Here is a 1219-nt window from a genome sequence, read left to right on the forward strand (position 1 = left end):
GGCTCGGCCTCAACCCGCAGCTTCCGAACGAGGCCTTTGCCGAGGTCGTCATCGTCGCCAAGGGCGTCGAGGCGCGCGAGCGCATCAAGGCCAAGATCGAAAATGCGGCCGCCGATGGCTTTCTGTCCGAGGCGCGTGTCCGTGTCGATCGCTTCAACTTCGGTCCGCCGGTGGGCTTCCCCGTGCAGTTCCGCGTGATCGGCCCCGACGCCAACAAGGTGCGCGAGATCGCCTACGAGGTCCGCGACGTCATGCGGCAGAACAAGAGCGTCAAGGATGTCCAGCTCGACTGGAACGAGCAGTCGCCCTATCTCAAGCTCGTCGTCGACCAGGATCGCGCCCGTGCCATGGGCCTGACCCCGCAGGACGTGTCGCAGGCGCTCGCAATGCTGATCTCGGGCTCGCAGGTCACGACCGTGCGCGACGGCATCGAGAAGGTCGGCGTGGTCGCCCGTGCGATCCCGTCCGAGCGCCTCGACCTCGGCGGCGTCGGCGACCTCACCATCACCTCGCGCAATGGCGTTGCCGTGCCGCTCCAGCAGATCGCCAAGATCGAGTACTCCCACGAGGAGCCGATCATGTGGCGGCGCAACCGCGACATGGCGATCACCGTGCGCTCCGATGTCGTCGACGGCGTGCAGGCGCCCGACGTCACCAACCAGATCACGCCGAAGCTGAAGGCGATCAAGGATCATCTCGAGCCGGCCTACCGCATCGAGCCGGGCGGCGCGTTCGAGGAATCCGCCAAGGGCAACGCCTCGATCTTCATCCTCTTCCCGGTGATGGTCATGGTGATGCTGACGCTGCTGATGATCCAGCTTCAGAGCTTCTCGCGCCTGATCCTGGTGTTCCTGACCGCGCCGCTCGGCATCGTCGGTGCGTCCCTGGGCCTCAACGTCGCCAACGCCCCGTTCGGCTTCGTGGCGCTGCTCGGCCTGATCGCGCTCGCCGGCATGATCATGCGCAACGCGGTCATCCTGGTCGACCAGATCGAGACCGACGTTTCTCATGGGTTGACCCGCCGAGAGGCGATCGTGGAGGCGACCGTCCGCCGGGCTCGTCCGGTGGTGCTGACGGCGCTGGCCGCCATCCTGGCCATGATCCCGCTGACGCGCTCGGCGTTCTGGGGCCCGATGGCGATCACGATCATGGGCGGCCTGTTCGTGGCGACCTTCCTGACGCTCCTGTATCTGCCGGGCCTCTACGCCCTGTGGTTCAG

The 1219-nt window shown here is 66.5% G+C and carries 1 protein-coding gene; it reads left to right on the plus strand.

Going from position 1 to position 1219, the window contains the following annotated elements:
• Positions 1–1219, plus strand: a 1219-nt coding sequence (locus AC1D00_RS41805; RefSeq protein WP_477014732.1) for an efflux RND transporter permease subunit, incomplete at both ends; no start/stop codon positions are given.

This window comes from Bradyrhizobium sp. P2_E8, assembly GCF_056403875.1.